Below are 24,530 nucleotides of genomic sequence, written 5' to 3' on the forward strand. Positions count from 1 at the left end.
CTACGCCTAGCCGGTCACACACGCATCGCCACCGGCCTGCGTCACACCAGCCGAGACTTCACCCGACCACTCACCCTGCTCGGAATCCACCCCTGACCAGCACCAACACGACTTTGCCGGAACCCTGAGGCCCCCCGGCACGTCAGAGCGCCTGCACGAGCGTTCCCCCGAACATCCTCAGGCCTTCAGTGCTGGAATCTCCGCTGTTGAGATCACCTCACTGCCGACAGGGCTGATTGCATCAGTTCCCATCCGCAAGCGCGACGACACGGAAACTGCCGCAGAAAAAAGTTGCGACGAAGAGAGATCAGCACGGCTCCTCTGCAGATTTTGCAGGTTATCGACGACTAACACTCTGCGGTCGACGGGCCAGGCAGCAGGGCAACTGCAACCGTTAGTAAGTTTCAACACGGACACGATTGAAAAGGCTAACGGAGGTTCCATCAACCGATCCGACGGTGCGTTGGGCCTTCGTACACTACGCTGAAAGACCGTCGCTTGTGCGAGGTCAGTTGCATGCGGCGGCGTGTGGTGTCGTAACAGAGTCGTCGGAACTCTCGACTTAAAGTGGCAGGCTGTCGGCGAGGAGGTCATGCGTGCAGCTTGACGAGGTCAAGCCTGGGTTGCGACTGGAGGGGCTCATCCCTGCCGAGGTCGTCACCGTCCTCGCGGTACAGCACCACGGTGCCGACGCGCTGGAACTGACCTACAAGACCGCTGCTGGTGGGCTCGGGCAGCAGGTGGTGTTCCGGAAAGACGTGGGCGCGCTCTCGATCGCCCAGACCGGGAGCCGTAGCTTCAACGCTCCGGCGAGCGACTTCAAGCTCGTTGCCGAGGCCCAGCGCATCACGCTCGCCGGCTTGTTCGATCCCATGCTTGCGGTGGCGACCAGTGATGTCCGGCCGCTGCCGCACCAGATCCGAGCGGTCTACGGTGAACTACTCCCGCGCACGCCGCTGCGGTTCCTCCTGGCAGATGATCCAGGCGCCGGGAAGACGATTATGGCTGGGCTCTACATCAAGGAGCTCATGCTTCGCGATGACGTGCAGCGATGCCTCATCGTCGCCCCAGGCGGCCTCGTCGAGCAGTGGCAGGACGAGTTGTTCTTCAAGTTCGGGCTTCGCTTCGATCTGCTGACCAACCAGCTCATCGATGCGAACGTCAATCTCAACGTCTTCGAAGCCAACCCGCTGCTGATCGCGCGAATGGACCAGCTCGCCCGCAACGAAGAGCTACAGGGGCGGTTGAGCGAGACCGAGTGGGACCTGATCATCGTCGACGAAGCGCACCGTATGGGAGCGCATTTTTTCGGCGGCAAGCTGCAGAAGACGAAGCGCTTCCAACTCGGTGAGCTACTCGGCGAGTTGACTCGTCATTTGTTGCTGATGACGGCCACTCCCCATTCAGGCAAAGAGGAGGACTTCCAGCTCTTTCTCACCCTGCTGGACCGTGATCGGTTCGAGGGCAAGCACAGGACCACCGCCGATACCAGCGGTGTGATGCGCCGGATGGTCAAAGAGGATCTGCTTACCTTCGAGGGCAAGAAGCTGTTTCCCGAACGGGTCGCTGAGACCGTTCCCTACGAACTCACCGCCTCTGAGCAGCACCTGTATGAGGCGGTCACGGAGTACGTCCGCACCGGGATGAACCGGGCGGAGAAGCTCGATGGCAAGCGCAGGAACACCGTCGGCTTCGCGCTCACGGTCTTGCAGCGCCGTCTTGCCTCCAGCCCTGAGGCGATCTACCGCAGCCTGGTTCGTCGCTCACGACGCTTGGAGCGCAAGAAGCAGGAGATCCTTAGCGGCACGTATCGAGAGACTGAGCCAACTATTGACCTCGACGGCCTCGACGCGGACGACTACAACGCCGAGGAGATCGAGACTCTTGAGGAGGAGTTGCTCGACGCCGCCACCGCCGCGCGTACGGCGAAGGAGCTCGACGTCGAGCTGGCCGAGTTGGCCGAGCTGACAGCGCTGGCAAAGAGGGTGCGCGACCTCGGAACTGACCGCAAGTGGACCGAGCTTTCCGCAATCTTGCAGGACAACGCGCTCACCACCGACAAAGGCGGCTGGCCGCGGAAGTTCATCATCTTCACCGAACACCGTGACACCCTCGACTACCTCCAGGGCCGCATCAGTTCGCTCCTGGGCCGTCCAGATGCCGTTCGAGCCATCCACGGTGGCGTCCGCCGCGGCGAGCGCCGGCAGATCACCGAGGAGTTCACCAAGAACCGCGACTGCCAGATTCTCATTGCCACTGACGCGGCAGGTGAGGGGCTGAACCTCCAGGCTGCTCACTTGATGGTCAACTACGACCTCCCGTGGAACCCGAACCGGATCGAACAGCGGTTTGGCCGGATCCACCGCATCGGCCAAGAAGAGGTCTGTCGCCTCTGGAATCTTGTGGCCTCCAACACCCGCGAGGGCGAGGTCTTCAGCCGCTTGCTGTTGAAGATCGAAGAGATGCGCAAGGCCTACGGCGGGAAGGTCTTCGACGTGCTCGGTGAAGCCTTCATGGAGACACCGCTCCGTGACCTGCTGATGGAGGCGATCCAGTACGGCGAGCGTCCAGATGTCCGGGCGAAGATGCACAAGGTCATCGACGCCAGCGTCGGCGACGGAATCAAGGAACTGCTGGAGGAGAGAGCACTCGCCGCAGACCACTTGGCGGAAGCCGACCTTGCGGCGCTGCGCGCAGCGATGGATGAAGCTCGCGCTCGACGCCTGCAGCCGCACTACATCGAGCTGGCGTTCAAGGCGGCGTTCACTCGGCTTGGCGGGCGGATCGCCAAGCGCGAACGCGGTCGCTATGAGATCGCGAACGTGCCGGCGCTCCTCCGGGCCGGTAAGCACGGACCTGTTGCGACTCGTTATGACCGCGTCACCTTCGACCTGGCCCAGGTCGCTCCTGCGAATGATCTGGTCCGCGCCGATCTCCTTGCTCCAGGCCATCCGTTGCACGACGCGGTCATGGACGAGGCGATCAAGCAGTTCGGCGGCATCCTCAACTCGGGCACGGTGTTGGTGTCCTCGCAGCTTGAGGAACCGCACTTGCTCGTGGGTGTCATCGAAGAGGTCGCGGACGCGACCGGCACCAGCGTTGCGCGTCGCTTCGGCTACGCGTTCGTCGACCGCTTCGGCACCGTGACCGCGGCCGGTCCTGCTCCCTACCTCGACTGTGTCGCCGCACCGGAAACGCCTGCCGTCGCGGCGGCACGTGCCTTGCGCTGGCTAGCTGAGGCGGAGGACAAGGCCACGAGTTGGATCATCGCTAATCGGTTGCCAGAGCACCTCGCCGAGGTTCAGCCCCGGCGCCGGGCCGAGCTGACGAAGATCCGGAACCTGGTCACCAAGCGGCTCTCGTCCGAAAGCGAACGTCTACTCCTGGAAGCCGCGGTCGCCTCTGAGCAGGAGCAGAAGGGCGAGAAGCCTAGGGAGTCTTCAGACAGCCTGAATCGCAAGGCTGTGGAGCTCGACGTACGACTGCGCCGCCGACTCGAGCTACTCGACCAGCAAACCCTGATGTCGACGAAGCCGCCTCTCATCGTCACGGCTGCCCTCGTCTTGCCGATCGCTCTGCTCGAAGATGACCTACCGGTTAGCGCCCCGATCCACGCCAAGGAGACCAAGGAAGTCGAACGCCGTGGCGTTGACCTGGTGATGGCGTGTGAGCGGAAGCTTGGCCGCGAACCGATCGAGCAGGCCTTCAACAACCCCGGTTTCGACATCCTGTCCACGGCGTCGACCGGCGAGACGTACCGGATCGAGGTCAAGGCTCGCATCGACGGCGCCAAGGATTTCTTCGTCACCCACAACGAGGTCATGACCGGAAAGAATGCCGTGCCCCGCTACCGTCTCGCCCTGGTGAGAGTCGATCCACGCGGACCACAGCACGATGAGGTCCGCTACCTCGATAACCCGTTCGCTACCACCAACCTCGGCGATTTCGAGGCCACGGGTATCCGGGGTGATTGGGCCAAGTCGTGGGCCAAGGGAACGGCGCCCTTCTGATGGTGACGACCGCTCAAAGGACCCTTGTCGCGATCCTCACCAACCCTCCGCTCACCGATGGCCAGAGAACCCTGCGTCGGGTGGCGTTGGCGGCTGAACTACTTGGCTTCGACGACGTTGCGGTGGCGAACCTCTTCTCAGTGCCATCGCACGCGACCGGTGCCATCGCCGAACTCGGAATCTCGGAGGACGGCTGGCTGAAGGCAAGACCCCCACTCGAAGCCTCTCTTGGCGTGGCCGACGGCGTTCTGCTCGCATACGGAGCGACCTCACCGACTGGAGAGGCACGTCTTCAGTTCCACAACCAGGTCGCCTGGCTCCATGACCGCATCGCCGCCAGGACCCTGCCGACCTGGCACGTCGGTGATGGACCGAGACATCCCTCCCGGTGGCAACGGTGGACCTGCCGAGCGCACCCCGAAGTACCGTTCCCAGAAGCGTTGCGTAACAGTTTCGTCCCGGTGCACGTCGATTGTGTAGAGGTCCCGCCAGGTTCGGGACAAGCAATTCGCGGTAGTGAAACACCGCTTGGTCGAGCCCGCAGGGGCTCAGAGGGTCGAGGAAGTCCTTGCAGAAGCGCAAGCTGATCGAGGTGGCGCTGCCCCTGGAGGCGATCAACCGCGAGTCAGCGCGGGAGAAGTCGATCCGCCACGGTCATCCGTCGACGCTTCATCTGTGGTGGGCCCGACGGCCGCTCGCGGCGGCTAGGGCGGTGCTGTTCGCCCAGCTCGTCGACGACCCGTCGTCACGGCCTGACGAGTTCCCGACCGAGGAGCTGCAGCGCAAGGAACGCGAACGACTGCATAACCTGATCGAGCGGCTCGTCGTTTGGGAAAACTCTCGCGACGAGAAACTGCTTGCCGAGGCGCACGCCGAGATCCTCAAGTCGACCGACGGCAACCCTCCGGCGATCCTCGACCCCTTTGCCGGTGGTGGCACCATCCCCCTCGAAGCGCAACGCCTCGGCCTGGAGGCACACGCCTCCGACCTCAATCCCGTCGCGGTGCTCATCAACAAGGCGCTTATCGAGATCCCGCCGAAGTTCCGCGATCAGCCGCCGGTCTTCCCTGGACTGGCCGACTCCCAGATCCGGCCGTGGAAGGGTGCCGAGGGCCTAGCCGCCGACATTCGCGCTTATGGGGCGTGGATGCGAGAGGAGGCTGAGAAGCGAATCGGTCACCTCTATCCCAAGGCAACCCTCTCCGACGGCACCAAGGGCACCGTCATCGCTTGGATCTGGGCACGCACGGTCACCTGCCCCAACCCCGCTTGCGGTATCGAATTGCCGCTGGCCCGGTCATGGTGGCTCGGCAAGAAGAAGGGCAAAGAGACTTTCGTGGTTCCCTCGATTGTCTCAGACCCCACCCACCCTTCGGGGCAACGAGTAAAATTCGAGATTGGCCACGGCAAGGCCGATGCGCCGACGGCAAACACAGATGGAACAGTGACAAGGACTGGCGCGAGGTGTCTCGCGTGCAAGACCGCCACGGACCTCAAGTATGTGCGAGCTGAAGGCAGAGCCCGTCGACTTGGCTCGCAGCTGATGGCGGTAGTTGCAGAAGGAAACCGTCAGCGCATTTATCTTGAACCCACTGACGAACATGCAGCCGCTGCCACGATAGATCGCCCTTCAGATGTGCAGGAATCAGCGCTTCCGGAAGAAGCACTCGGCTTCCGCGTGCAGGCCTACGGCATGACAAAATGGGTAGACCTATTCACGAACCGTCAACTGGTCGCTCTGACAACCTTTAGCGATCTGGTCTCCGAGGCTCATAAGCGCGTCCTTGCGGACGGCGGCTCCGACGCCTACGCCAATGCTGTTGCAACCCTACTTGGGTTCGGCGTATCAAAAGCGACGGACTACCACAACGCGCTGTGCGCGTGGCGTTCCGACGTCAAGAACGAAGGCGTTGGACACCTATTCTCTCGACAGACGATCCCGATGATCTGGGACTTCTGCGAAGCAAACCCAATGTCGCAATCGTCGGGCAACATGCGCGACCAGTGGACTTGGGTAAGCAAGGTGCTCGAACGCCTTACTCCAGTCGTATCAGGCCGTGCGATACAGGCAGATGCCGCATCGCGTAGCTATGACGGGTTTTTGATCGCAACAGATCCGCCATACTACGACAATATCGGCTACGCAGATCTCTCCGATTTCTTTTACATGTGGCTACGCAGGTCGTTGCGGTCGATCTATCCAGACCTACTCTCAACAATGATGGTACCCAAGTCAGAGGAACTCGTCGCTAATCCTTATCGTCACGCCGGCAAAGACGGCGCACGATGGTTCTTCGAGGAGGGTTTTCGTCGCGTCTTCGCGCGTGCACGCGAATCTGCGCGCGAGAACCTGCCAATCACGGTGTGGTATGCATTCAAGCAAAGTGAGACCGACGAGTCAGGTGAAGCATCCACTGGCTGGGAAACGTTGCTCGATGGCATGGTTCGCTCTGGCTGGATGATCACGGCTACTTGGCCAAGTCACAGCGAACTAGGTAACCGACTGCGCAGCATCGACTCTAACGCTCTCGCATCATCGATCGTGCTCTCGCTCCGCCCGCGATCTGAGGACGCACCTACAATTGACAAGCGCGGGTTTATCACGGCACTGGAGGACGAGCTGCCTGATGCGTTGCGCAAGCTGCAGCAGGGCCGCGTTGCGCCGGTAGACCTGCCACAGGCGGCGATCGGTCCAGGGATGGCAGTGTTCAGCCGTTACAGCGGCGTCATCGAGAATGACGGTTCAAGGATGACCGTCCGCTCGGCACTCGCGCGGATCAATGAGATCCTTGACCAAGTCTTGGCTGAACAGGAAGGCGACTTCGACGCTACGACGCGATTCGCAATCGCGTGGTATAGGCAGCACGGTTATGGCGTAGGGACCTTCGGTGATGCAGACAATCTTGCTCGGGCGCGGAACACCAGCGTGGTCGCGATGGAACGGGATGCGATCCTGACGAGTCGGGCAAATAGGGTCCAACTCATCAAGCCAGCAGATCTACCAGGCGGTTACGACGTTTTCAACGATAGTCGCACCAGCAACTGGGAGACACTCCACCATCTGATCAAGATTGTGGAGGGCGATGGCATCGTTCGTGCTGGAGAGTTCCTTCAGGCCGCGTTGAGCCGTCCAGACGGCGTCGTTGACGCTGACCTTGTCAAAGAGCTCGCCCATTTGCTGTTCCGCATCGCAGAGGGCAACGGCTGGACCAAGGACGCATTGAGCTTCAACAACCTCGTCACGAGCTCGCCCGAGATTCTCGAAGTAGCGCGGGCAGCGAAGAAGCCCATCCAGGTGCAGGAGGCGTTCGATTTCTCTGAGGGGGATGACTGACATGGCAGTGAGTAACCGGGACCGCATTGGCCAGATGTTCGACTTGCTGGCGCCCAAGCTGGATGCCTTCCTGTCCTTGATCCTCGACCCGCAACTTGAGGCCGGACGCACGTGGGTCGACATCGTCACCACGGTCGACAACAACAATGCCAGAGACGTTCACCGCGGCGACCCGTCGATCCAGCTCAAGGTGGTCACCCAGGACTACACGCACCGATACCGGCGCAACTGGCGTCCGCTGGCCGCCCACCTCAACCGCACCCACCAGGCCTACGCCGCCGAACTACTGCAGGTACGGCACACCTGGGCACACATGAGGTCGTTCACCGACGACGATGCCTACCGAGCCCTCGACACGGCCCAGCGGTTCGCGGTCGCCATCGGCGCCGTCGACACGGGCGAGGAGATCGCACGGATCCGACTCAACTTGCGCCGCGTCACCGCAGACAAGGACGACAAGAAACTCCTCAAGTCGGCGGTCGACAATCCCGAAGCGGCTGGACTCAAGCCGTGGCGTGAGGTGCTTCAGCCGCACGATGACGTGGCAACAGGCAACTTCCACGCCTCAGAGTTCGCCGCTGACCTGTACAAAGTCGCTACGGGTGGCGAGGCGGACTCGGATTATGCCGATCCGGTGGAGTTCTTCAAGCGCACCTATCTAACTGAAGGCCTGCGCGATCTCATCGGTCGTGCAGTGCGCAGGCTGTCCGGTGATGACAATGCCTCGCCGGTGATCAACCTGCAGACCAACTTCGGTGGCGGGAAGACCCACTCGATGCTGTCCCTGTGGCACATCGCAGCTGGACTACCGGTCAGTGATTTCCCGCAGGAAACCCAGGAACTGCTGAACGCCAACGGTTACACCAGCGCACGAGTCAACCGCGTCGCGATCGTGGGCAACCACCTCAGTCCCTCCGGTGCCACAAAGGAAGACGGAACCCAGGTCAACACCATCTGGGGTGAGCTGGCGTGGCAACTCGGTGGCGCGGAGGCTTTTGCGATCGTCGCCACCGCTGACAGCAACCGGACCCATCCGGGCAAGGCGTTGCACGAGCTACTCGCGAAGTACGCCCCGGCGGTGATCCTGATCGATGAATGGGTTGCCTATGCTCGCTCACTCGTGGGTCGTGACGACCTCGCCGGCGGCACCTTCGATGACCAGTTCACCTTTGCCCAGTCACTCACCGAGGCTGCGAAAGGCACCTCCGGTGTTCTCCTCGCGATCTCCATCCCAGCCTCCGAGAGCAGCGACGGCGCAGAGATCGTCGCCGGCAACGCCGAGGAGGTGGGCGGCGCCAATGGCCTTGACGCGCTGAAGCGGCTGCAGAATGTCGTACGCCGGGTGGCTGAACAGTGGCGACCAGCATCCTCGGACGAGGCCTACCACATCGTGAAGCAGCGTCTGTTCAAACAGCCTGACGCTGCCGCGCTCGCCGCGATCGGTGCAACCGCGCGCGCCTACGTGGAGATGTACCGCAAGTACATCGACGACTTCCCCCGCGAGGCTCGGGATTCGGCGTACGAGAACCGGATCAAGCGGACCTACCCGATCCACCCCGAGCTGTTCGACACCCTCTACGAGGAATGGTCTTCGCTCGAGCGCTTCCAGCGCACCCGCGGCGTGCTGCGGTTGATGAGCACGGTGATTCACGCTCTCTGGACCGGCGAGGACGCCGCGCCGTTGATCATGCCAGCATCGATCCCGTTGGCCACGGCGAACGTGAACGCCGAGCTGACCCAGTACCTGCAGGACTCCTGGAAGACGATCATCGACGCGGACGTCGACGGCGCCAACTCGGAGCCGGTCCGGATTGACAAGGAGAAGCCTCTCTACGGCCAGCGAGCGCTGACCAAGCGGCTCGCTCGTGCGGTGTTCTTCGGTGCCGCGCCGACCATCGCACCAGGCTCAACCCACAAGGGCATTAGCACCCAACGGGTCTTTCTCGGCACCGCCGTGCCCGGCGACGTGCCGGGCAACTTCCACTCCGCGCTCACCCAACTCGGCGACCGGGCGACCTACTTCTACTCCGGCTCTGGGAAGCACTGGTACGACCTCCAGCCCAACATCACCCGCACCGCGAAGGATCAGGCCGAGCGCCTGCACAAGGAAGACGTCTGGGCCGAGATCGCCCGCCGGCTCAAAGGCCAGGCTCAAACCCGCGGCGACTTCACGGGCGTGCACGTGTGCCCAGAGAGTCACGCCGATATCCCCGATACTGACGAGGCGCGGCTCGTCATCCTCCACCCCAAGGTCGCGCACAAGCGCGGCACCGAGTCACCTGCGAAGGAGTTCGCTCAGAAGGCCACCGAGCAGCGCGGCAGCGCCAACCGGACCCACCGGAACATGTTGGTCCACCTCGCCGCGGACGAAGCTCGACTGGAAGAACTCAGCACGGCGACTCGCGACTACCTCGGCTGGAGCCATGTGCTCGCCAACGAGGCGGACCTCGATCTAACCCAGAACCAGCGGAACCAAGCCGCGCAGCGCCGCGGGCAGGCCGATCAGACGGTGACCTCTCGCCTGCTCCAAACCTTTGTCTGGGCGTTGGTTCCGGCCCAGCCCGACCCTGGTGCACCGTTTGTTCTTCGTGAGACCAAGGTCGAAGGTCAGTCCGACTCGCTGGCTGATCGAGTCTCGCGACGCCTTGGCAATGACGGAGACTTGTCCACTCGGCAGGCTGCCGCGACGATCCGCTTGGCCATTGGCAAGGTGCCGCCGATTTGGAAGGACGGCCACGTCTCCCTCGGCACGCTTTGGGGGCTCTACAGCCAGTACCCCTACCTGCCGCGCCTGCGCGACCGCCGCGTCCTCGACGAGGGCATCATCGATCTGCCGATGATCTGGCAGACCGACGCCTTCGCCCTCGCCACAGGCTACGACGAGGCAGCTGGCCGCTACATCGGCCTCTGGACTCCGGACGACAAACGAGTTGCTCCCGCGGCGACGGACTCGCTCTTGCTCGTCCGCCCCGACGTCGCCGTCAGGCAGCGTGATGCCGAAGTGCCTGACACAGCGAGTAGCCCCACCGCGTCCACAGAGGGAGACGCCGCTAAGTCCTTCGAGCCTGACCCCGATCACCCCGGTGTCTACCACCGGAAGTTCAAGACCCGCTTCTATGGTGTCAAGACACTGAACACCGATAAGACCGCGATGGACTTCAAGAATATCGCCGAGGAAGTCATCGCTCACTTCCGTACCGAGGCGAGCACCAATCTCACCGTACGGATCGAGATCGAAGCAACCGATCCCTCCGGCTTCGATGAGAGCAAGGTGCGGACGGTCTCGGAGAACGCCCGCACTCTCAAGTTTGATCAGTCCGGTTTTGAGGAAAGCTGAGCGGCCAGGCGAAGATCATAAGTCCAGGAGCTTGTCGTAGCCCGGCAGAGGCAGTGATGACAACAGCTTCCTGTCACTCACCACGCGGCACCGCATGGAGTGTTCCGTGCTTAGGCGAAACCTGCTACTTCAGGCCGCGCTCACCCTTCAGGGAGTGAGTGCGGCCTGGTCGCAGCTCGTCATGCTTCTGACGGCTCCGCGGATAGCCAACCGTCCCGCGACCTACTTCGGTGCACCGGCCAACTCTCGACAGGCTCGCCATCGAAGAGGCTGCCCGATCACAAGTCCCCGCAGGCGCCGATCAGCCTCCTCCAGCCAGCTTCAAGATCGCAAGTTATCCACAGGGTGTCGCTGCTGACCAGAACGCTAGTTGCAGACCAAGTAGCCTTGTCACGGGCAAGCCAGCCTGATCGAGAGGTTCTAATGGTCGATCCCGTAACACCCCGGTGCTCGCTCTTGCAAGCGGCTGCGTATGCCGTTTTTGAATGCGGGAGGGCATTCCGTGGCTGCAGTTGAAGTGTCCTCAAAGCTGAATGATCACTTTGCTGCGAGTTCTTGGAGTTCACGATGTTCGTTTCAACCTCAGCCCTCCTGATCACCACCCGTGCCGAGCTGCGTGAAGCCGTAGCCCTGAACACCGCCGGCTTCAAGGTCACAGTCCGTGCACCCGACCGCCTTGCCCTACAAGTCTGGTCACGTGCGCCAGCGGTTCTGATCGACAACTACGTCGCCCAAGCCGTGACCGAACTCGGGTTGCCACGCCGTTCAAGTCTCCACCTGCTCGTAGACAATGGCGCCCAACGTCACGTTTGGGTGAATGCAGTGAAGCTCAACGTCGAACGCGTGATGGTGTTGCCTGACGCGTTCCCCGCTCTGAAGGAGACGGTACGGGCGGCAGGTCGCGATGCTCCGGCCGTGACGGTCATCGCCGCACCACTGGACGGCCGCGGTCACCGCGAAGCTGAAGGGCTGCGACGACTTCGTGGAGCGGGAGCGTGAGCCCTGCACAACGTACGGCTGCGCTGGACACCAGAGGAACGCGGCTTACCTGGTCTTTCCGCTAACGTCGGCTCGCCTTGAATTCCTGAGCCAGCCATGCGCATTCGGATCTCTTCCACCGACTCACTGCTGCCCTGCTAGTGACGTCACCGTATTGGCGGGCGCATCTTCCGCCTGCTGCCATGTGGCCTGACGGCGAGCATTGGGACGAAGTACTGGATGGACGGCCCGAGGCCCACCATCCAGTACCTGCCGCTACTGCGGATAGCTTGTTCCGCCCTTGAGGTCGTCAAGGAAGCTGCAGAATGCCGTGCGCTGGAACCGCAGCGGTTCCGCGTCCGGGTTCTTGGAGTCGCGGATACCGACGTCGATGGTGCTGACGGCGAGTTCCACGCACTCGTTTCCGCCTCCTCCCGAGTAGCTGCTCTTGCGCCACATGGAGTTGCTGCTCATTGTCTGCCGAGCGCCCCTATCTGTCGGCCGATGCGCGCTGCCGTCTCGGTGGGCGACAACGCAACGAGGCTCACGTCGTCGAACATGGTGGTGAAGCGGACTACGTCAGCTTCATTGTCCACCCATGCGCCTCCGGCCGGGTATTCCAGGTAGACGCCCGGCGGATCGGTCGGACTCGGGAAGCTGATGATCGTGCACGGCCCGGACATGCTGCCGTAAGCGCCAGCGGTCTTGGGGATGATCTGCAAGGTGACGTTTGCTCGTGCGCCCACGGTCAGCAAGTGGTGAAGCTGCTCCTCCATCACGTCTGGACCGCCCACCTCGCGCTCGATGACGGCTTCGTCGATCAGCGCGTGAAGCTGCAGTTCGCCGTTCTCCAGCCGTTTCTGCCGGTTAAGGCGCGTGTTGACGTGGCTGTCGAGCCGTACATCCTGCTTGTAGAACCGGTGAGCGGCCGCCTCAATGGCGCGAGCGTAGGACTTCACCTGGATCAGGCCGGGCACGACCAACGACTGAACGGTGCGCACCTTGTCGGCTTCGAGTTCGGCGCGGATGAACGTGCGGAAAGCCTTCGTCGAGCCCGCAGGCAGGCGTACGCGCGGCGGTTCATCGCTTGCGTTCTCCCACAGTTGGGCCGCGGTGTCGCGGTCCTGCTCGCTGGCGACGTAGAACGCACACAAGGCGGTAACGCTCGCCCAGTTCGGCAGCACATGGCCCGACTCGTACCTGCTGATGGTGCTGTCGGAGGTCTTGAGCTCCTTCGCTGCGTGCAGCAGTGACTTGCCGGCCGCATCGCGAAGGTTCGCGAGGTGCTGGCCGAGGCGCTTCTTGGCTCGAGTTGGTGCGGCTGCCATGCAATGAGCGTAGCGCGCGACCAAGTCGTGCAGTTGCACGAGTTAGACCCTATTGGGCTATGTCTATCGTGCGCCTGCACGTTATACCTTGCATGTGTCGGCGGGACTGCTAGCCCCTTGCACGAGGCTTGGGCCGTCGCGTGGTGGTGAAGCGCCCGCGCAGTCCCGTCGGCCCAAGCAGAAGTGCCCAGTAAGGGCACCCAGGGCTGGGCGGAAGGGGTGTGGGGTGATGGACGTGGTGTTCGACGAACTGCACCGCAGGGTGACGAGTTATCTGGCGACCGTGAAGAACGTGGCCGCGGACGGCGGCGACGATGCCGCGCTGGTCATCGCTCGCAGTGAACTGCCGCTGATCGTTGACGCCTTCGACGCGCTGTTCGGCGGGCACACCCCGGACGAGAACGGACTTTGCCGCCAATGTCGCCGCGCAGGCAGGTGGTGGCGACGACGCCGGGTGCCGTGCCGGGTGTTCCTCCAAGCCCAGATCGCCCTGTTTCATCCCGCCGGCCACGGCCGCCACGCCCTGACGAGGGCCGAGCTGTGAACGCCTGTGCTCTTGATGTGGTCACACAGATGCGGCGCCTGCGGCATCTGCACCAGGTGAGGGGCTGGTCCTTCGATCCGGTCCGGTCGCCCGATCCGCCGTATGAGCTGGTGGAGCTGATCTATTCGTTCTGCCACGGCCAGTGGCTCGACGTGCTGCGCGTCAGATCGGACACCGACGCCCAGGCCGGGCGGTTCCTTACCGAGTCGATGGTCGGCGGCGGCCGTCCGCGGGCGTGCTGGCTGGCGACGGGCACGCTCACCGACGTGCTGGACGGCCTGGACGAGCTGCCGCCGCCGATATCGCGGCTGGCTCCCCGTCTTCTCCTACCGGCGATCGTGAGGTGACCATGTCCTTCGCCCGCAACGCCATTCGACTCGGCATCGGCACCCAAGAGGGACCGCAAACAGAGTACGAGACCGCCGCACAGTCCTATCAGGACGACCACGGCTGGACGGTCGGTGTGTACCGCACCGGTGTGTGGCTGGTGTCCGGCCGCGGGATCGACGCGCTGGACATGCCCAGCAAGCTCGGCGAGCGCGTCCGCACCGCACTGGGGGACTCGGTACCGCTGTTCGAGTCGCCTGACGACCACGGCGTGCGCTGGGTGTTCCTCGTCGTGTCGCACGCCGGTCCTACTCTGCTGGAGCTGACCGAACTGGGCGTCGATCACGTACGGGCCGGGCGGTGCGTCGATCTGCCGACCAGCCGGTTCGGACCGCACCGGTTGCGGTGGATCACCGAGCCAGGTGCGCCGGTTCCTGACTTCGCGGCCGTGGTGCACGCGGTCCTCCAGGCGAGGTGATCACATGTGCTCTCTACCGGAAACGACACCGCCGGAACGCAAAGTCGTTGCGGTGAGCGGTCTTACGTCGCCCCGCCCCTTCCGCTGGCTGCCGTACCTCGGAGCGCGACACGCGATTCCGCGGACGCTGGCGGTTCCTGGTGCATGCGGAGAGGTGTTGTGCGGCGCTGAGGTGGTGGTTCCAGAGAAGCCGTCGCCGAAGTACCCGGACGGGTTGTGGCGCGAGTGCCTGCACTGCGATTGGCAGTGGCGTCAGCAGACAGGTCTGACGCAACGCCCCCGGCGGCCCAACACCACCAGACGTGAACCGGAAGTACGAATCAAGAACGGGTTGATGGCACATGGCGCTGGATCTGGTCGCCGGGAGAGCAAGCCTGGAAGTCCGGGCGTTGAGCCGGACCGTGCTGGGCTGGCGAACGAAACGTGGTTGGTCGCTGGCGGAACTGGGTGAGCTGGTCGGCTTCTCAGCGGCCAAGCTGTCGCAACTCTGCAGAGCCGTTCTGCGCATGTCGCCTCTCGAAGTCGTGGCGATCGGTGCCGCGTGCGGCGCGTCCGACGAGGAAGTCGAACTCTGCGTTCGCGTGGCACAACGCGCTGTCGACCCAGCCATGTGGGACCGGATCAACGGTAACGCGTGGGCACGGCTGACCTGGACGCCCTGGGACGTCATGGCCGAAGCGAGCGAACTGGTGATCGTGGCGAACGACGTGCTGCCTGAACTGGTACGCATCGACTCCTACCACGAGGCCCTCCTGGTGATGGCGCTCTCTGAATAGGGCCAGTCCTGCTCTCTGAATGTCCCCAGTTGGGGTGTCCTTCCGGCGCGTCGTTTGCGCTGGTCAGATGCCTCCGGGTGACGGTTTCGGTGTTGGTCACCGTGGACCGTTCCTGGAGGGTGGATGCTCTCGCTGGAGGAAGACGTGGAGGCTCAGGCTCTGCGTGCTCAGGGCTGGTCGGTGTCGGCGATCGCGCGTCATCTCGGGCGTGACCGCAAGACCATCCGCCGGTATCTGAGCGGCCAGGTGGTGCCGGGGCGAAGAAAGTCCTCGGTGAGGGACCCGTTCGAGCCGTTCGTCGAGTACTGCCGGGCCAGGCTAGCCGACGACCCGCACCTGTGGGCGTCGACGCTGCTCGACGAGATCGGCGAACTGGGCTACCTGGGCGGCTACTCGACGTTCACCCGCGCGCTGCGCCGTCACCATTTGCGCCCGCACTGCGAGCCGTGTCAGGCGACCAAGGGCCGTGACGTCGCGATCATTACCCACCCGGCGGGCGAGGAGACCCAGTGGGACTGGGTCGAGCTGCCGGATCCGCCGGCGTCGTGGGGCCTGGGCGGGCACGCGCATCTGCTGGCGGGGCTCTGTCGCATTCGGGCCGGTGGCGGGCGGTGCTGGCGGAGTCGGAGGACTTCGCGCACCTGGTCGATGCGATCGATGAGGTGGTGCGCAAGCCCGGCGGGGTCACGCAGGTCTGGCGGCTCGACCGGATGGCCACGGTCTGTTTCCCGTCCTCGGGCCGGATCACTCCGGCGTTCGCGCAGGTCGCGAAGCACTACGGCGTCCGGTCGGTGACCTGCCCGCCGCGGCGCGGCAACCGCAAAGGCGTGGTGGAGAAGGCCAACCACTCCGCCGCGCAGCGCTGGTGGCGCACGCTGGGCGACGACACCACCGTCGGCGAGGCGCAGGCGGGTGTCGACCGGCTCGCCACCCGGCTCGATGGCCGCCGCCGGGTCCGGGACGGCGAACGCACCACCGTCGGTGAGCTGGCCGCGGCCGAGCGGCTGCATCCGGTTCCGCTGGTCGCGTTCCCGGCCGAGTTCGACGTCATCCGCGTCGTCACCGCTCAAGCGCTGATCTCGTTTCGTGGCAACCATTATTCGGTGCCGCCGGGCCTGTCCGGCGCGCAGGTCCACGTTCGTCACCGGCTCGGCGCTGAGGACCTGCGGATCGTCACCGAGCGCGGCGCGACGGTCGCGGTTCACCACCGCGCCCCGGACGGCGCCGGCCGGGTGATCCGCGACGACGGGCACGTGGTCGCGCTCGAACACGCCGTGCTGGGCGCGTTCTCCACGCAACGGCCGTGCTCGCACAAGACACGCCGTCCGCCGTCGGCGGCGGCGCTGGCCGAGGCGGCGAAGCTGCGCGGCCTGCCCGCAACTGGGCCCGCGGCCCACGTTGTGATCGACCTGTCCACCTACGCCGCCACCGCGGCCAGGCTGGACAAGGCACCCACCCATGAAGAGAAGGAGTGAAGTCGTTGTCTGCCAACAATAAGAGCGGTCCGCAGGTCAGTGAGGCACGCCGCTATCAACAACTACGCGGTCACCTGTCCTACCTCAAACTCGACACCGCCGCTGACGCGTTGCCGCGGATCCTGGACCAGGCGCGCAGCGAGAACCTCAGCATGACGGCCGCGCTGGAGCGGCTGCTGGAGATCGAGGTCAACGCGACCGAGGAGCGTCGCCTTGCTGGGCGGCTGCGGTTCGCCTGCCTGCCCGATCCCTGGACGCTCGCGGACTTCGATTTCGCCGCCCAGCCCGGCGTCGACGAGAAACTCATCCGCGACCTCGCGACGCTGCGGTTCCTCGACGACGCGTCCAACGTGTTGCTCGTCGGCCCGCCCGGAGTCGGCAAGACCATGCTGGCCACCGCGCTCGCCCGCGGCGCCGCGGAGGCCGGGAACCGGGTCTACTTCACTACCGCCGCCGATCTCGCCGCGCGGTGTCACAAGGCCGCGGTCGAGGGCCGTTGGGCGACCTGCATGCGATTCTTCGCCGGCCCCAAGCTTTTGGTGATCGACGAGCTGGGCTATCTGCCGCTGCCCGGCGACGGAGCTTCCGCCCTGTTCCAGGTGATCAATCAGCGCTATCTGAAAAGCCCCACGATCTTGACGACGAACGTCGGAATCGCTGACTGGGCAACAGCTTTCGGTGACGCCACCGTCGCCGCCGCGATGCTCGACAGGCTGCTGCATCGCGCCACGGTCGTCGGCATCGACGGTCCCTCCTACCGCCTGCGCTCACACCAGTCCACATCAGACAAGCTGCGCAAGGCGGTGAACTCCCATGCAGGCTGACCCGATCACCAAGACCTGCCCCATCTGCTGGGAGACCTTCAGCCCAGCCGGACGCCAAGCCCGCCATCGCATCTACTGCTCGAAACGCTGCAAAAGCACCGCAGCCAGCCGACGCGAACGCGGCGAGTTCGTCCCGCACACCCGCACCACCAGCAGCCCGGCGGCGCCCGGCACACCGACCATGCCGGCCCCGATCGAGCAACTCCCACAACCCGCAGCACACCGCGAATGCCCGCACTGCGGCGGACCAGTCACCATCGTCGCGCTACTCACCACACCCGAAGCGGCACGGCCACAACTCCCCGCCGCCGCACCCGACGGAGTGATCCCCTTCCGCCGCTAACAGCGGTTACGCTGCACTCCCCAGCTGGGGCAGTTCACGGAGCCAGGCTGGCCCTTTTCGCAGAGCGCCATCACTGGAGTCCGGGGTCGCCACGAATGAGCTTGACCTCGCGCAGCAGCACGAGGTCCTGAAACGCCTGGAGATGGACGACAAAGAAGCGGTACGACCAGGCAGCCCGCGGCGATTGCACCTACGGCTGATCGTGCCCGAGTCGCTGCTTGAGGGCACTGTCGGTGGCGCGCGGGTGATGGCGGACCAGCTGGAGCGACTGGAGGAGCTGAACGAACTGCCTGGGTTCGAGTTCCGAGTTGTGGACGGTGACGCGGGGCCGTACTTCGGCCAAGGCGTGTCGTTCACGATGATGCGGTTCGTCGAGAAACGCTTCGACGATGTCGTCCTCCTGCGCACTCTGCACGGCGGGGACACCTGGCTTGAGTCCGCGGCCGAACGCGAGCCCTACGAGCGCGCACTGGTCACACTCGACGGCGCTGTCCGATCCGAGCAGCAGTCCGCGCGCCGACTCAGCCACGCGTCACTACGCCTTCGGGATCCCTTGCCAGGCCACGGCTCCGGAGAGCAGCAGCGACACCTGCAGCTTGTTGCCGAACGGGTGGGGAGGTAGCCATGCCGAAGCGGATCTCCACCGCGCGTGGTCGCGAATTCGGCGCCGGGCTACGAGCGGCCATCACGGGCGCGGACCTGACCTCCCGCGTTGCTGCCGACATCGTGGACTGGGACGAGGCCAAGCTCTCCAACGTGGTGAACGGCAAAGGCGGCGCCACCCAGCTTGAGGTCGCCGTGCTGCTGGGGGTCTGCCACGTGAACGCCGAGGAAGTCGCACACCTGTTGTCGCTCTACGGCGAGACACACATCCAGGGCTGGTGGCAGCAGCACGGCAGGTGCTCGCCCATCCGGCTGCGCACGGTCGTCGAACACCTGAAGGTGGCTACGACGCCGATCAGCTGGCACACGCACATGGTGCCGCTGTTCCTGCAGACCACCGACTACCTGCGTGAGGTGCTACGGGCATCCTCCACAGCGCCGGCCGACGAGCTGGCGGAGCGCGTGCAGGCGCAGCTGGCGATGCAGTCCTCGGTCCGGCGCAACGTGAAGTGCACGTTCTTCCTCCACGAGTTCGCGCTGCACCTGCGAGTCGGCGGCGCCGAAGTACACGCCGGACAGCTACTGCACCTGTTGTTCATGGCGAACCGGCCGAACGTCAGAATCCGGATCGTGCCCGCGGCACACGGCGCACATGCAGGCCTGGCCGGGCCGTTCACCCAGCTGACCTTCGCCAAGTACGAGCCCCTGGTGTGGGTCGAGACCGAGAACTCCAGTCTCCTTGCCGAGGCGAAGGACGCGATCGACGGCTATGAGACGGTCGTTCGCGCACTCGAGGAGCAGAGCCTGGACGAAGCCGAGTCAACCGCGTTGATCACCCGCTTGTACGAGACCTTGCAACCTGCTCGCCACCACGCGGATACGGCGGAAACGCGTTTGACCGAGCCGTTTCCGCCCCCGGCCAGCCGATCGGCGGTCAGTGAATCGCGTCGGCGATCGGGGCCGCCGCGGCGGCGGTCTTCTGACAATCGGAGTCCAGCTTCGTTGGGGTCTCGATCTCGACGATTCCGCCCGTGGTGTTGTCGAATGCCGCGGTGCAGTGCGCGGAGCTGCGCACGACCTTGATGCCCACATTCTTGGGGCTGCGGGTGGTCAGGTCGGTGCGTCCCAGAGAGCGGGTCCACTGGTCCAGCGGCATCGACACGCGACGTGCTACGAGCAGGCGGTCCGTGGCATCCACACGCCAGCTGCATCCCTTGCCGTCCTGATACCGGCCGACCACGTCGCCGACGAGCGCACGAACCTCCGCCGGTGCGGGATCGCGCTCGCACACCAATCGGAGCCGTTCGTCCAGCGACCGCTGCCGTTCCTGCTCACCGCCGTCGACCAGTAGCCGGAGCACGGCCCCGGCCAGCACAACGATGGCGAGCACCACGACGACGTGGACGGGCCACTTCTGCTTGCGGGGAAGCATCACCGGGCAGCTGTCCCGCCGGGCGTCAGCGGGTCTCGAAACAGCTTGCGTCCCTTGAAGAACGCGATCCCGGTGATGGTGACCGGTGCTACCGCCAACACGGGAGCGAGGACGGCCAGCGGGAGCGGAAGTTGAGTGGCGACAACGGTGAAGACGAACAACCAGAGCAGGGTCAGGAAGCTCGAGAATCCCCACATACCGCCCAACACGCGCCGGGCCATCTGAGCACCGACCGCATTGAGGTACTCGCCCTCGACGTAGTCCAGAGAGCTTCCCCACACACTGAGCGACGAGATCAGCGGGCACCCCACGTAGACAAGTCCTGCGACGAAGGCCACGCCCCAGCCCATCCACCGATCCCAGCCGAACAGCTGCAGCGTCAGTACGGCAACCATCGCGAAGGCGAGCAGGGTGGAGATCAGGAGACCGATACCGAGCCGTCGGCCACCTGAGCGGATCTCGACGGTTCGTCGCGCGGAGACCCACACCCAGCGGGGTTCCGGCTCGGAAGGCGGAATGAAGATCGGGGAGGTCACGAGCCCGGTCGCCAATCGGAACCGTCGCCGTCGCGCAGACTCGCATCCGACAGATCGCCGAAATCGGGCATGGTTCAGTTCAATCCCAGGTCTCGAATCCTCTGGCGGATGGCGCTCTGCTCGGTGTCGATTGCGAATGGGGCGATCAGGTACTCCAGCTGCTCGGGCACCCAGCTCTGAACGCCCTTCAGCCGGGTCTTCTTGGTGCTCACGGCGTCTGGACCGCGTCGTAGAACGACTTCGCAAGTTCACGCAGCGGCCCCCGGCACTCCTCGGACCGGGGGGCGGGCTTGTCCGCGGGTTTGTTGTCGAGAATCAGCACGGCGTTGACGTCGAGGATGATCAGGGTGCAGCTGTCCCTGTCCTTCGGCGTCAACCACTTCGCCTTCTCTCCCACCGTCACATCTTCAGCCGCGCCGTCGTCGGCCGGATCGGCGCCAGGTTTGGACGTCACGTCGTAGACTTCACGGGCCTTGAGCGCTCCTCTACCTGGACCGGCAGGCCCCGAGGCGTCGCTCTTCTCGTCCCGCCACGCCGACACCTGCAAGTTCACCCGCGGCCAGTCCGGGATGCGCTGGAACTCACATCCGGTGAGCATGTCGGACACCGAGGGGTCCTCGTTGCCGGACCGGAACGGCGGAAGCCCCGGCACCCTCTGCGTCACCTGCCGGCAGGTCGGCAGCGCCGTGTACTTGGCGCGGCCGAGCGCGGGCGACCTGGCGGAGGTCGGTGGCGTGATGGAGATGCCGTCCGGCCTCCCGCTTACCGCGTCGCCACCGGCGCACGCCGCCATACTCAACGCGAGTACTGCCACGCCCACGATCCCAGCGGATCGGTTCACCGCGACCCCAACCCTTTCCACAGGTCCTCTTCCGGATCGACTTCCTCGGCACGAGGGCGACGCCTGGACGGGCTCGCCGCTGTCCCACCACGATCCGAGGTAAGTCCACCATCGCCGAACACCGCCCACAAATCTTGTTGCAGCTGCCCGACGTTCGACTGAGAGATCGCCGCGGCGTTCGCCGTCAGGCCGACCAGCGCCCTGTTGCGGATCTGCAAAGTCACAAGGCCATACGGACTGCGCAGAGTCGTCACCTCGAGCGACACTTTGTCCGCGTGCTCCCTGGCTTCCCGCAGCTGCCGGCCAATGTCAGCCTGTTCTGCCTTGACCTGAGCCAGCCATGTCTCCAGGTCGGGCATGCCGGACCAGCTCTGAAAGCTGACCGGTTGAGGTTCGTCACGGTGCTCGCGCCGTGCCTGCCGTTCGACGGTGGCGGCGATCCGCACAGCGTCGAGGTAGGTCGTCATCAGCGCCTGGCCGAACTCGGCGGCTAGCAGCCGCGTCTGCCAGCTGCTGCTCACGTCGAACTGCAGCACCTTTCCATCCGGGTCGACGATCACCCACAACGACCGCGAAGGATCGCTCGCCTTGTACTGGTCCGCGGGTGTGGGTGGGACCTCCGGGGGTGGTGACGTCCTGGTTGCGCCGATGGGCGGCAGGTGCAGCTCGGCCAGTTTCAGGTTGCGCAGGTGTTCTTCCAGCATGTTCTCAGGTCACCGCCTGCGGCCAGGCTCCCTTGGGGAAGGCTGGATTGTTGGTGCGCGTGCTGACCATGTCGCGCATGAAGGCGACCGTGTTGGTGTAGTACTCCACGCTGTCGCCGAACACCGTCACAGCCGAAGCGACCAGATCCCCGCAGACCTCGGCGGCGTCACCGATCGCTTCCAACGCGCCGATGATCGTGCCCGCGGAGATCAACGCCGACACCGCTTTGGCGACAACGTTGCCGATCCTGTCCGCGTAAGTGTTCAGCAGTTTAATGTTCGTCTGCGCCACCTGGATCAGCCACTTGCTGATGGCCTCCGCTTTTGGGGCGAACTGGTCGAGAGCCTTCTGCTGCCGGGCAAGCACCTGAGAGTTGTAGTAGGTGGCGGCCGGACCGGTCCACTGGCCAAAGCTCTTGTTCTCGCTCTGGTCTCCCGCGCGGGCGGCAATGTCCGAGACAGGCTTCTGCAGCACGGTGAGCCAGTCGAAACTGGCCTGGATCAGCGCGATGACCGGAGCGTGGTGCTTCAGAAAGCCCAGCATCACCCTGGCGAACTTGTCGACATAGTCACGCAACTCGTTGAGCGCGCGTTCCAGTCCGCTGAAGAAGTCTGGTGCCAGGTAGATGAGCGGGTTGGTGTTGATGTTGTGGACGCCCTTGTTGAAGTTGTCGATGAGAAGGTTCACCGCCTCAGCTGCCAGGCGGAAAGCTTCGTTCAGCGCCTGGATCAACGCCGGATAGTGAGAAGCTTCAGGATTGCTCATATTCCCAGACTCCCTGAATCTAGTAGACCTGATCCAGGTCAAGCTCGACGACCTCTTCGTTGCGTTCGTACGTCTCGGCTATCTTGATCAAGTTCCTACTGATCTCTCTGAACTCGGTTTCCGCCTCGGCTGCGAGCTTTTCCATGAAGAATCGCATGTCCTCGTACAAACGCTGCAACTCTTCAGGAGGTGTCGGCAGATTCAGCGGAAAAACCGCGAACGTGACCGCGTCCGCAGCGAAGAACGCCAACGGAGACAGCGTGAGTCCGGCCAGACCGCTACGCACAGATCCCATTTCGGAGGCGAACTCGTCCCACTTGGCGGCTTCCTTACGCACCGCCGTGGTTACCACCTGATAGCCGGTCATCAGCTCTCCTTGTCCCGCTTGAACCGCTCGGCACACCCTCAGGACCTCGTCGTTATTCGCCGAGTACTGGAGGAGCCACGAGCGTGTCGTTACCGAAGATCTCGTCCGGATCAGGCTCAAGCAGATAGGACGGGGACGTCCGCTCGATGTCCTCGTCACCCTGGCCCTTGGCGGCACCCGCTCCCATGCCACCCATCGCGCCGCCACCGGTGCCACCACGCCCGGCAGCACCAGCAGCAGCCGCACCACCACGCCCTGCCGCACTCTCGCCGCCCGGCATGACGCCCGCTGACCCGCCAGGACCGAAACCCTTGGCAGCATTGGGATTACCAAGGCCAGCACTGCCACCAGGAAGCCGTCCGCCACCCGTGCCACCCGTGCCGCTGATGCCACCGCGCCCAGCCGGCCCGCCGCCGGCTCGGCCGCCAGGACCGCCCTGGGTGCTCCTGGAACCGGAGTTCGGGCCGGGCAGCGGTCCGCCGAGGTTGAGATTGGTGTTGCCGCCCAGTTGGTTGTTGCCGCCCTGATTGCCCAGGGGAAGACCGTTGCCGCCGAGATTGCTGTTGAGACCGCTGGTGTTCGTGCTGTTGTTGCCCGTCGTCTGAGGCGCCGTCCATGACGTGTTGGTGGTGTCGTTGCCGACTCGCGGGGGCGGCGTGTTGCCCTGACCGGTGAAACCGGGGTTCGGTGCGATCGGCGGCCTGCCGGGATCTCCCGGTTCCTTCGGCGGTGCAGGTGGCTCGGGTGCGAACGCGGGCTGAGCCGCGGCGGTCTGTGCCACGGTGCGGTCGTAGGTCTCCACCACCCGCGCGGCCTGCTCGTGATCAGCCTGTTGTTGCTGGAACGCCGCCTGGTCGGCTGCCGCCTGCTGCACGAACTGGATCGGGTCGGTGATCGACATCAGCCGTTCTCGCGACGCCGCCGCGTTGAAGGGCTGAGCAGGCGGTGGCGGCACACTGTTCTTCGCATCGCTCAGCGCACGGGCCTGCTGCGTGAACAAGGTCCCCGCCAGCTGCGCGGCTGTGCCGGTCTCGCCGGCGCTGTTGCCCATGTTGGCCAGCGCCTGCCGAGCACCGTCACCGGCCTTGCCGGTCCAGTTGACCTCGCTGCTGCCGATCGCCGTGGCGACCTCGTCGTTGAACGTGGCCAGCTCGTTGCCGATCTGGGTCCAGACGTCGGCGATCTCACCGATCACACCTGGATCGACCCCGTTGTTGACGGCTTCGTGCAACTGCTGGTGCGGGATGCCGATGTAGTGCGCGTCCGGCTGCGCGGGAGCCGAACGAGTCAACACCTGCTGCTTGAGCTGTGCTGCCTGCGCGTCCAGCACGTCGTTCACCCGGTTCGGCGCCTCGACGATCTGCATCACCATGCCCAGGAAGGGGCCGTACCGCTCCTGGACCTCGGCGGTGACCCGTTCCTGAACCTGCTCACCGGTCTGCACCTCGGCGTGGCGCTGCACGCCGTAACGTGAGTACACATCGGACGGTCTGCCCGGCGCTCCCTCGTTCATCCCCGCAACCCCTC

Annotated in this window: 22 protein-coding genes and 1 pseudogene; 14 read left to right on the forward strand and 9 right to left on the reverse strand. The window is 64.5% G+C overall.

Translation table 11 applies throughout. The features are described 5' to 3' along the window. Positions 1-596 precede the first annotated feature (596 nt). From ABFX45_RS36190 to ABFX45_RS36205, 4 genes are all read left to right on the forward strand, one after another. Positions 597-4,010, forward strand: a complete 3,414-nt coding sequence (locus ABFX45_RS36190; protein WP_346135036.1) for a helicase-related protein — start codon at positions 597-599, stop codon at positions 4,008-4,010. A 568-nt stretch (positions 4,011-4,578) separates the two neighbouring features. Then, entirely contained in the window at positions 4,579-7,344 is a 2,766-nt protein-coding gene (locus ABFX45_RS36195) for a DUF1156 domain-containing protein (protein ID WP_346135037.1), read from the forward strand. A gap of 34 nt (positions 7,345-7,378) precedes the next feature. Continuing rightward, positions 7,379-10,681 carry a DUF499 family protein gene (locus tag ABFX45_RS36200; RefSeq protein ID WP_346135039.1) on the forward strand — a complete coding sequence of 1,101 codons (3,303 nt, stop codon included), beginning with the start codon at positions 7,379-7,381 and terminating at the stop codon, positions 10,679-10,681. 555 nt (positions 10,682-11,236) lie between these two features. Next, positions 11,237-11,680 carry a CpaE-like family protein gene (locus ABFX45_RS36205; RefSeq protein ID WP_346135041.1) on the forward strand — a complete coding sequence of 148 codons (444 nt, stop codon included), beginning with the start codon at positions 11,237-11,239 and terminating at the stop codon, positions 11,678-11,680. Between the two features lie 255 nt (positions 11,681-11,935). Here the strand turns inward: ABFX45_RS36205 and ABFX45_RS36210 are convergent, their stop codons facing one another. Both ABFX45_RS36210 and ABFX45_RS36215 read right to left on the reverse strand, forming a co-directional pair. Continuing rightward, positions 11,936-12,133 (reverse strand): DUF397 domain-containing protein, encoded by a 198-nt coding sequence (locus tag ABFX45_RS36210; RefSeq protein WP_346135043.1) that lies wholly within the window; start codon positions 12,131-12,133, stop codon positions 11,936-11,938. Continuing rightward, positions 12,130-13,026, reverse strand: a complete 897-nt coding sequence (locus tag ABFX45_RS36215) for a helix-turn-helix domain-containing protein (RefSeq protein ID WP_346135045.1) — start codon at positions 13,024-13,026, stop codon at positions 12,130-12,132. The genes ABFX45_RS36210 and ABFX45_RS36215 overlap by 4 nt, the downstream gene beginning before the upstream one ends. A 190-nt stretch (positions 13,027-13,216) precedes the next feature. Here ABFX45_RS36215 and ABFX45_RS36220 point away from each other — a divergent pair, with 190 nt between their 5' ends. The 10 genes and pseudogenes from ABFX45_RS36220 (at position 13,217) to ABFX45_RS36265 (ending at position 19,440) form a co-directional block, all read left to right on the forward strand. Next, positions 13,217-13,531, forward strand: a complete 315-nt coding sequence (locus tag ABFX45_RS36220; protein ID WP_346135047.1) for a hypothetical protein — start codon at positions 13,217-13,219, stop codon at positions 13,529-13,531. 29 nt (positions 13,532-13,560) lie between these two features. Next, positions 13,561-13,878, forward strand: coding sequence for a hypothetical protein (locus ABFX45_RS36225; RefSeq protein ID WP_346135049.1), 318 nt, complete (start codon positions 13,561-13,563; stop codon positions 13,876-13,878). 2 nt (positions 13,879-13,880) lie between these two features. Further along, a complete protein-coding gene (locus ABFX45_RS36230; protein ID WP_346135051.1) occupies positions 13,881-14,336 on the forward strand; it encodes a hypothetical protein in 456 nt (151 codons plus the stop codon). A gap of 4 nt (positions 14,337-14,340) precedes the next feature. Then, positions 14,341-14,787, forward strand: coding sequence for an HC3 family zinc finger protein (locus tag ABFX45_RS36235; protein WP_346135053.1), 447 nt, complete (start codon positions 14,341-14,343; stop codon positions 14,785-14,787). Further along, complete coding sequence (locus tag ABFX45_RS36240) at positions 14,678-15,112, forward strand: helix-turn-helix domain-containing protein (protein ID WP_346135054.1); 435 nt, start codon at positions 14,678-14,680, stop codon at positions 15,110-15,112. The genes ABFX45_RS36235 and ABFX45_RS36240 overlap by 110 nt, the downstream gene beginning before the upstream one ends. Positions 15,113-15,235: 123 nt before the next feature. Further along, positions 15,236-15,310 (forward strand): annotated as a pseudogene (locus ABFX45_RS36245) (hypothetical protein); the annotation flags it as partial. A gap of 413 nt (positions 15,311-15,723) precedes the next feature. After that, complete coding sequence (locus tag ABFX45_RS36250) at positions 15,724-16,587, forward strand: Mu transposase domain-containing protein (RefSeq protein WP_346135156.1); 864 nt, start codon at positions 15,724-15,726, stop codon at positions 16,585-16,587. After that, positions 16,584-17,411, forward strand: coding sequence for an IS21-like element helper ATPase IstB (gene istB, locus ABFX45_RS36255; RefSeq protein ID WP_346135056.1), 828 nt, complete (start codon positions 16,584-16,586; stop codon positions 17,409-17,411). The genes ABFX45_RS36250 and istB overlap by 4 nt, the downstream gene beginning before the upstream one ends. 470 nt (positions 17,412-17,881) lie before the next feature. Continuing rightward, positions 17,882-18,376: a Scr1 family TA system antitoxin-like transcriptional regulator gene (locus ABFX45_RS36260; RefSeq protein WP_346135152.1), complete on the forward strand. Its 495-nt coding sequence runs from the start codon at positions 17,882-17,884 to the stop codon at positions 18,374-18,376. Positions 18,377-18,378: 2 nt separating this feature from the next. Then, positions 18,379-19,440, forward strand: a complete 1,062-nt coding sequence (locus ABFX45_RS36265) for a DUF5753 domain-containing protein (protein ID WP_346135058.1) — start codon at positions 18,379-18,381, stop codon at positions 19,438-19,440. Positions 19,441-19,788: 348 nt separating this feature from the next. On the opposite strand, the gene ABFX45_RS36270 is transcribed toward ABFX45_RS36265, so the two are convergent. From ABFX45_RS36270 to ABFX45_RS36300, 7 genes are all read right to left on the reverse strand, one after another. Next, positions 19,789-20,277, reverse strand: a complete 489-nt coding sequence (locus ABFX45_RS36270; RefSeq protein WP_346135060.1) for a hypothetical protein — start codon at positions 20,275-20,277, stop codon at positions 19,789-19,791. Positions 20,278-20,399: 122 nt separating this feature from the next. Continuing rightward, positions 20,400-20,537: a hypothetical protein gene (locus tag ABFX45_RS36275; RefSeq protein ID WP_346135062.1), complete on the reverse strand. Its 138-nt coding sequence runs from the start codon at positions 20,535-20,537 to the stop codon at positions 20,400-20,402. Then, positions 20,534-21,145 carry a hypothetical protein gene (locus tag ABFX45_RS36280; protein WP_346135063.1) on the reverse strand — a complete coding sequence of 204 codons (612 nt, stop codon included), beginning with the start codon at positions 21,143-21,145 and terminating at the stop codon, positions 20,534-20,536. Before ABFX45_RS36280 ends, ABFX45_RS36275 begins: the two co-directional genes overlap by 4 nt. A gap of 17 nt (positions 21,146-21,162) precedes the next feature. Next, complete coding sequence (locus tag ABFX45_RS36285; protein WP_346135065.1) at positions 21,163-21,726, reverse strand: hypothetical protein; 564 nt, start codon at positions 21,724-21,726, stop codon at positions 21,163-21,165. Between the two features lie 148 nt (positions 21,727-21,874). After that, a complete protein-coding gene (locus ABFX45_RS36290; RefSeq protein ID WP_346135067.1) occupies positions 21,875-22,636 on the reverse strand; it encodes a hypothetical protein in 762 nt (253 codons plus the stop codon). 19 nt (positions 22,637-22,655) lie between these two features. After that, positions 22,656-23,003, reverse strand: coding sequence for a hypothetical protein (locus ABFX45_RS36295; protein WP_346135069.1), 348 nt, complete (start codon positions 23,001-23,003; stop codon positions 22,656-22,658). A gap of 52 nt (positions 23,004-23,055) precedes the next feature. Then, positions 23,056-24,516, reverse strand: a complete 1,461-nt coding sequence (locus ABFX45_RS36300; RefSeq protein WP_346135071.1) for a hypothetical protein — start codon at positions 24,514-24,516, stop codon at positions 23,056-23,058. Positions 24,517-24,530: the final 14 nt, after the last annotated feature.

The organism is Lentzea roselyniae, assembly GCF_039537795.1.
In the GTDB taxonomy this organism is placed as follows: domain Bacteria; phylum Actinomycetota; class Actinomycetes; order Mycobacteriales; family Pseudonocardiaceae; genus Lentzea; species Lentzea atacamensis.

Coding starts and splice junctions, on each gene's coding strand:
- ABFX45_RS36200 (WP_346135039.1), top strand. CDS start 7,379: ATGTTCGACTTGCTGGCGCCCAAGCTGGATGCCTTCCTGTCCTTGATC.
- ABFX45_RS36210 (WP_346135043.1), bottom strand. CDS start 12,133: ATGAGCAGCAACTCCATGTGGCGCAAGAGCAGCTACTCGGGAGGAGGC.
- ABFX45_RS36220 (WP_346135047.1), top strand. CDS start 13,217: ATGGACGTGGTGTTCGACGAACTGCACCGCAGGGTGACGAGTTATCTG.
- ABFX45_RS36225 (WP_346135049.1), top strand. CDS start 13,561: ATGCGGCGCCTGCGGCATCTGCACCAGGTGAGGGGCTGGTCCTTCGAT.
- ABFX45_RS36230 (WP_346135051.1), top strand. CDS start 13,881: ATGTCCTTCGCCCGCAACGCCATTCGACTCGGCATCGGCACCCAAGAG.
- ABFX45_RS36235 (WP_346135053.1), top strand. CDS start 14,341: ATGTGCTCTCTACCGGAAACGACACCGCCGGAACGCAAAGTCGTTGCG.
- ABFX45_RS36240 (WP_346135054.1), top strand. CDS start 14,678: ATGGCGCTGGATCTGGTCGCCGGGAGAGCAAGCCTGGAAGTCCGGGCG.
- ABFX45_RS36265 (WP_346135058.1), top strand. CDS start 18,379: ATGCCGAAGCGGATCTCCACCGCGCGTGGTCGCGAATTCGGCGCCGGG.
- ABFX45_RS36290 (WP_346135067.1), bottom strand. CDS start 22,636: ATGAGCAATCCTGAAGCTTCTCACTATCCGGCGTTGATCCAGGCGCTG.
- ABFX45_RS36295 (WP_346135069.1), bottom strand. CDS start 23,003: ATGACCGGCTATCAGGTGGTAACCACGGCGGTGCGTAAGGAAGCCGCC.
- ABFX45_RS36300 (WP_346135071.1), bottom strand. CDS start 24,516: ATGAACGAGGGAGCGCCGGGCAGACCGTCCGATGTGTACTCACGTTAC.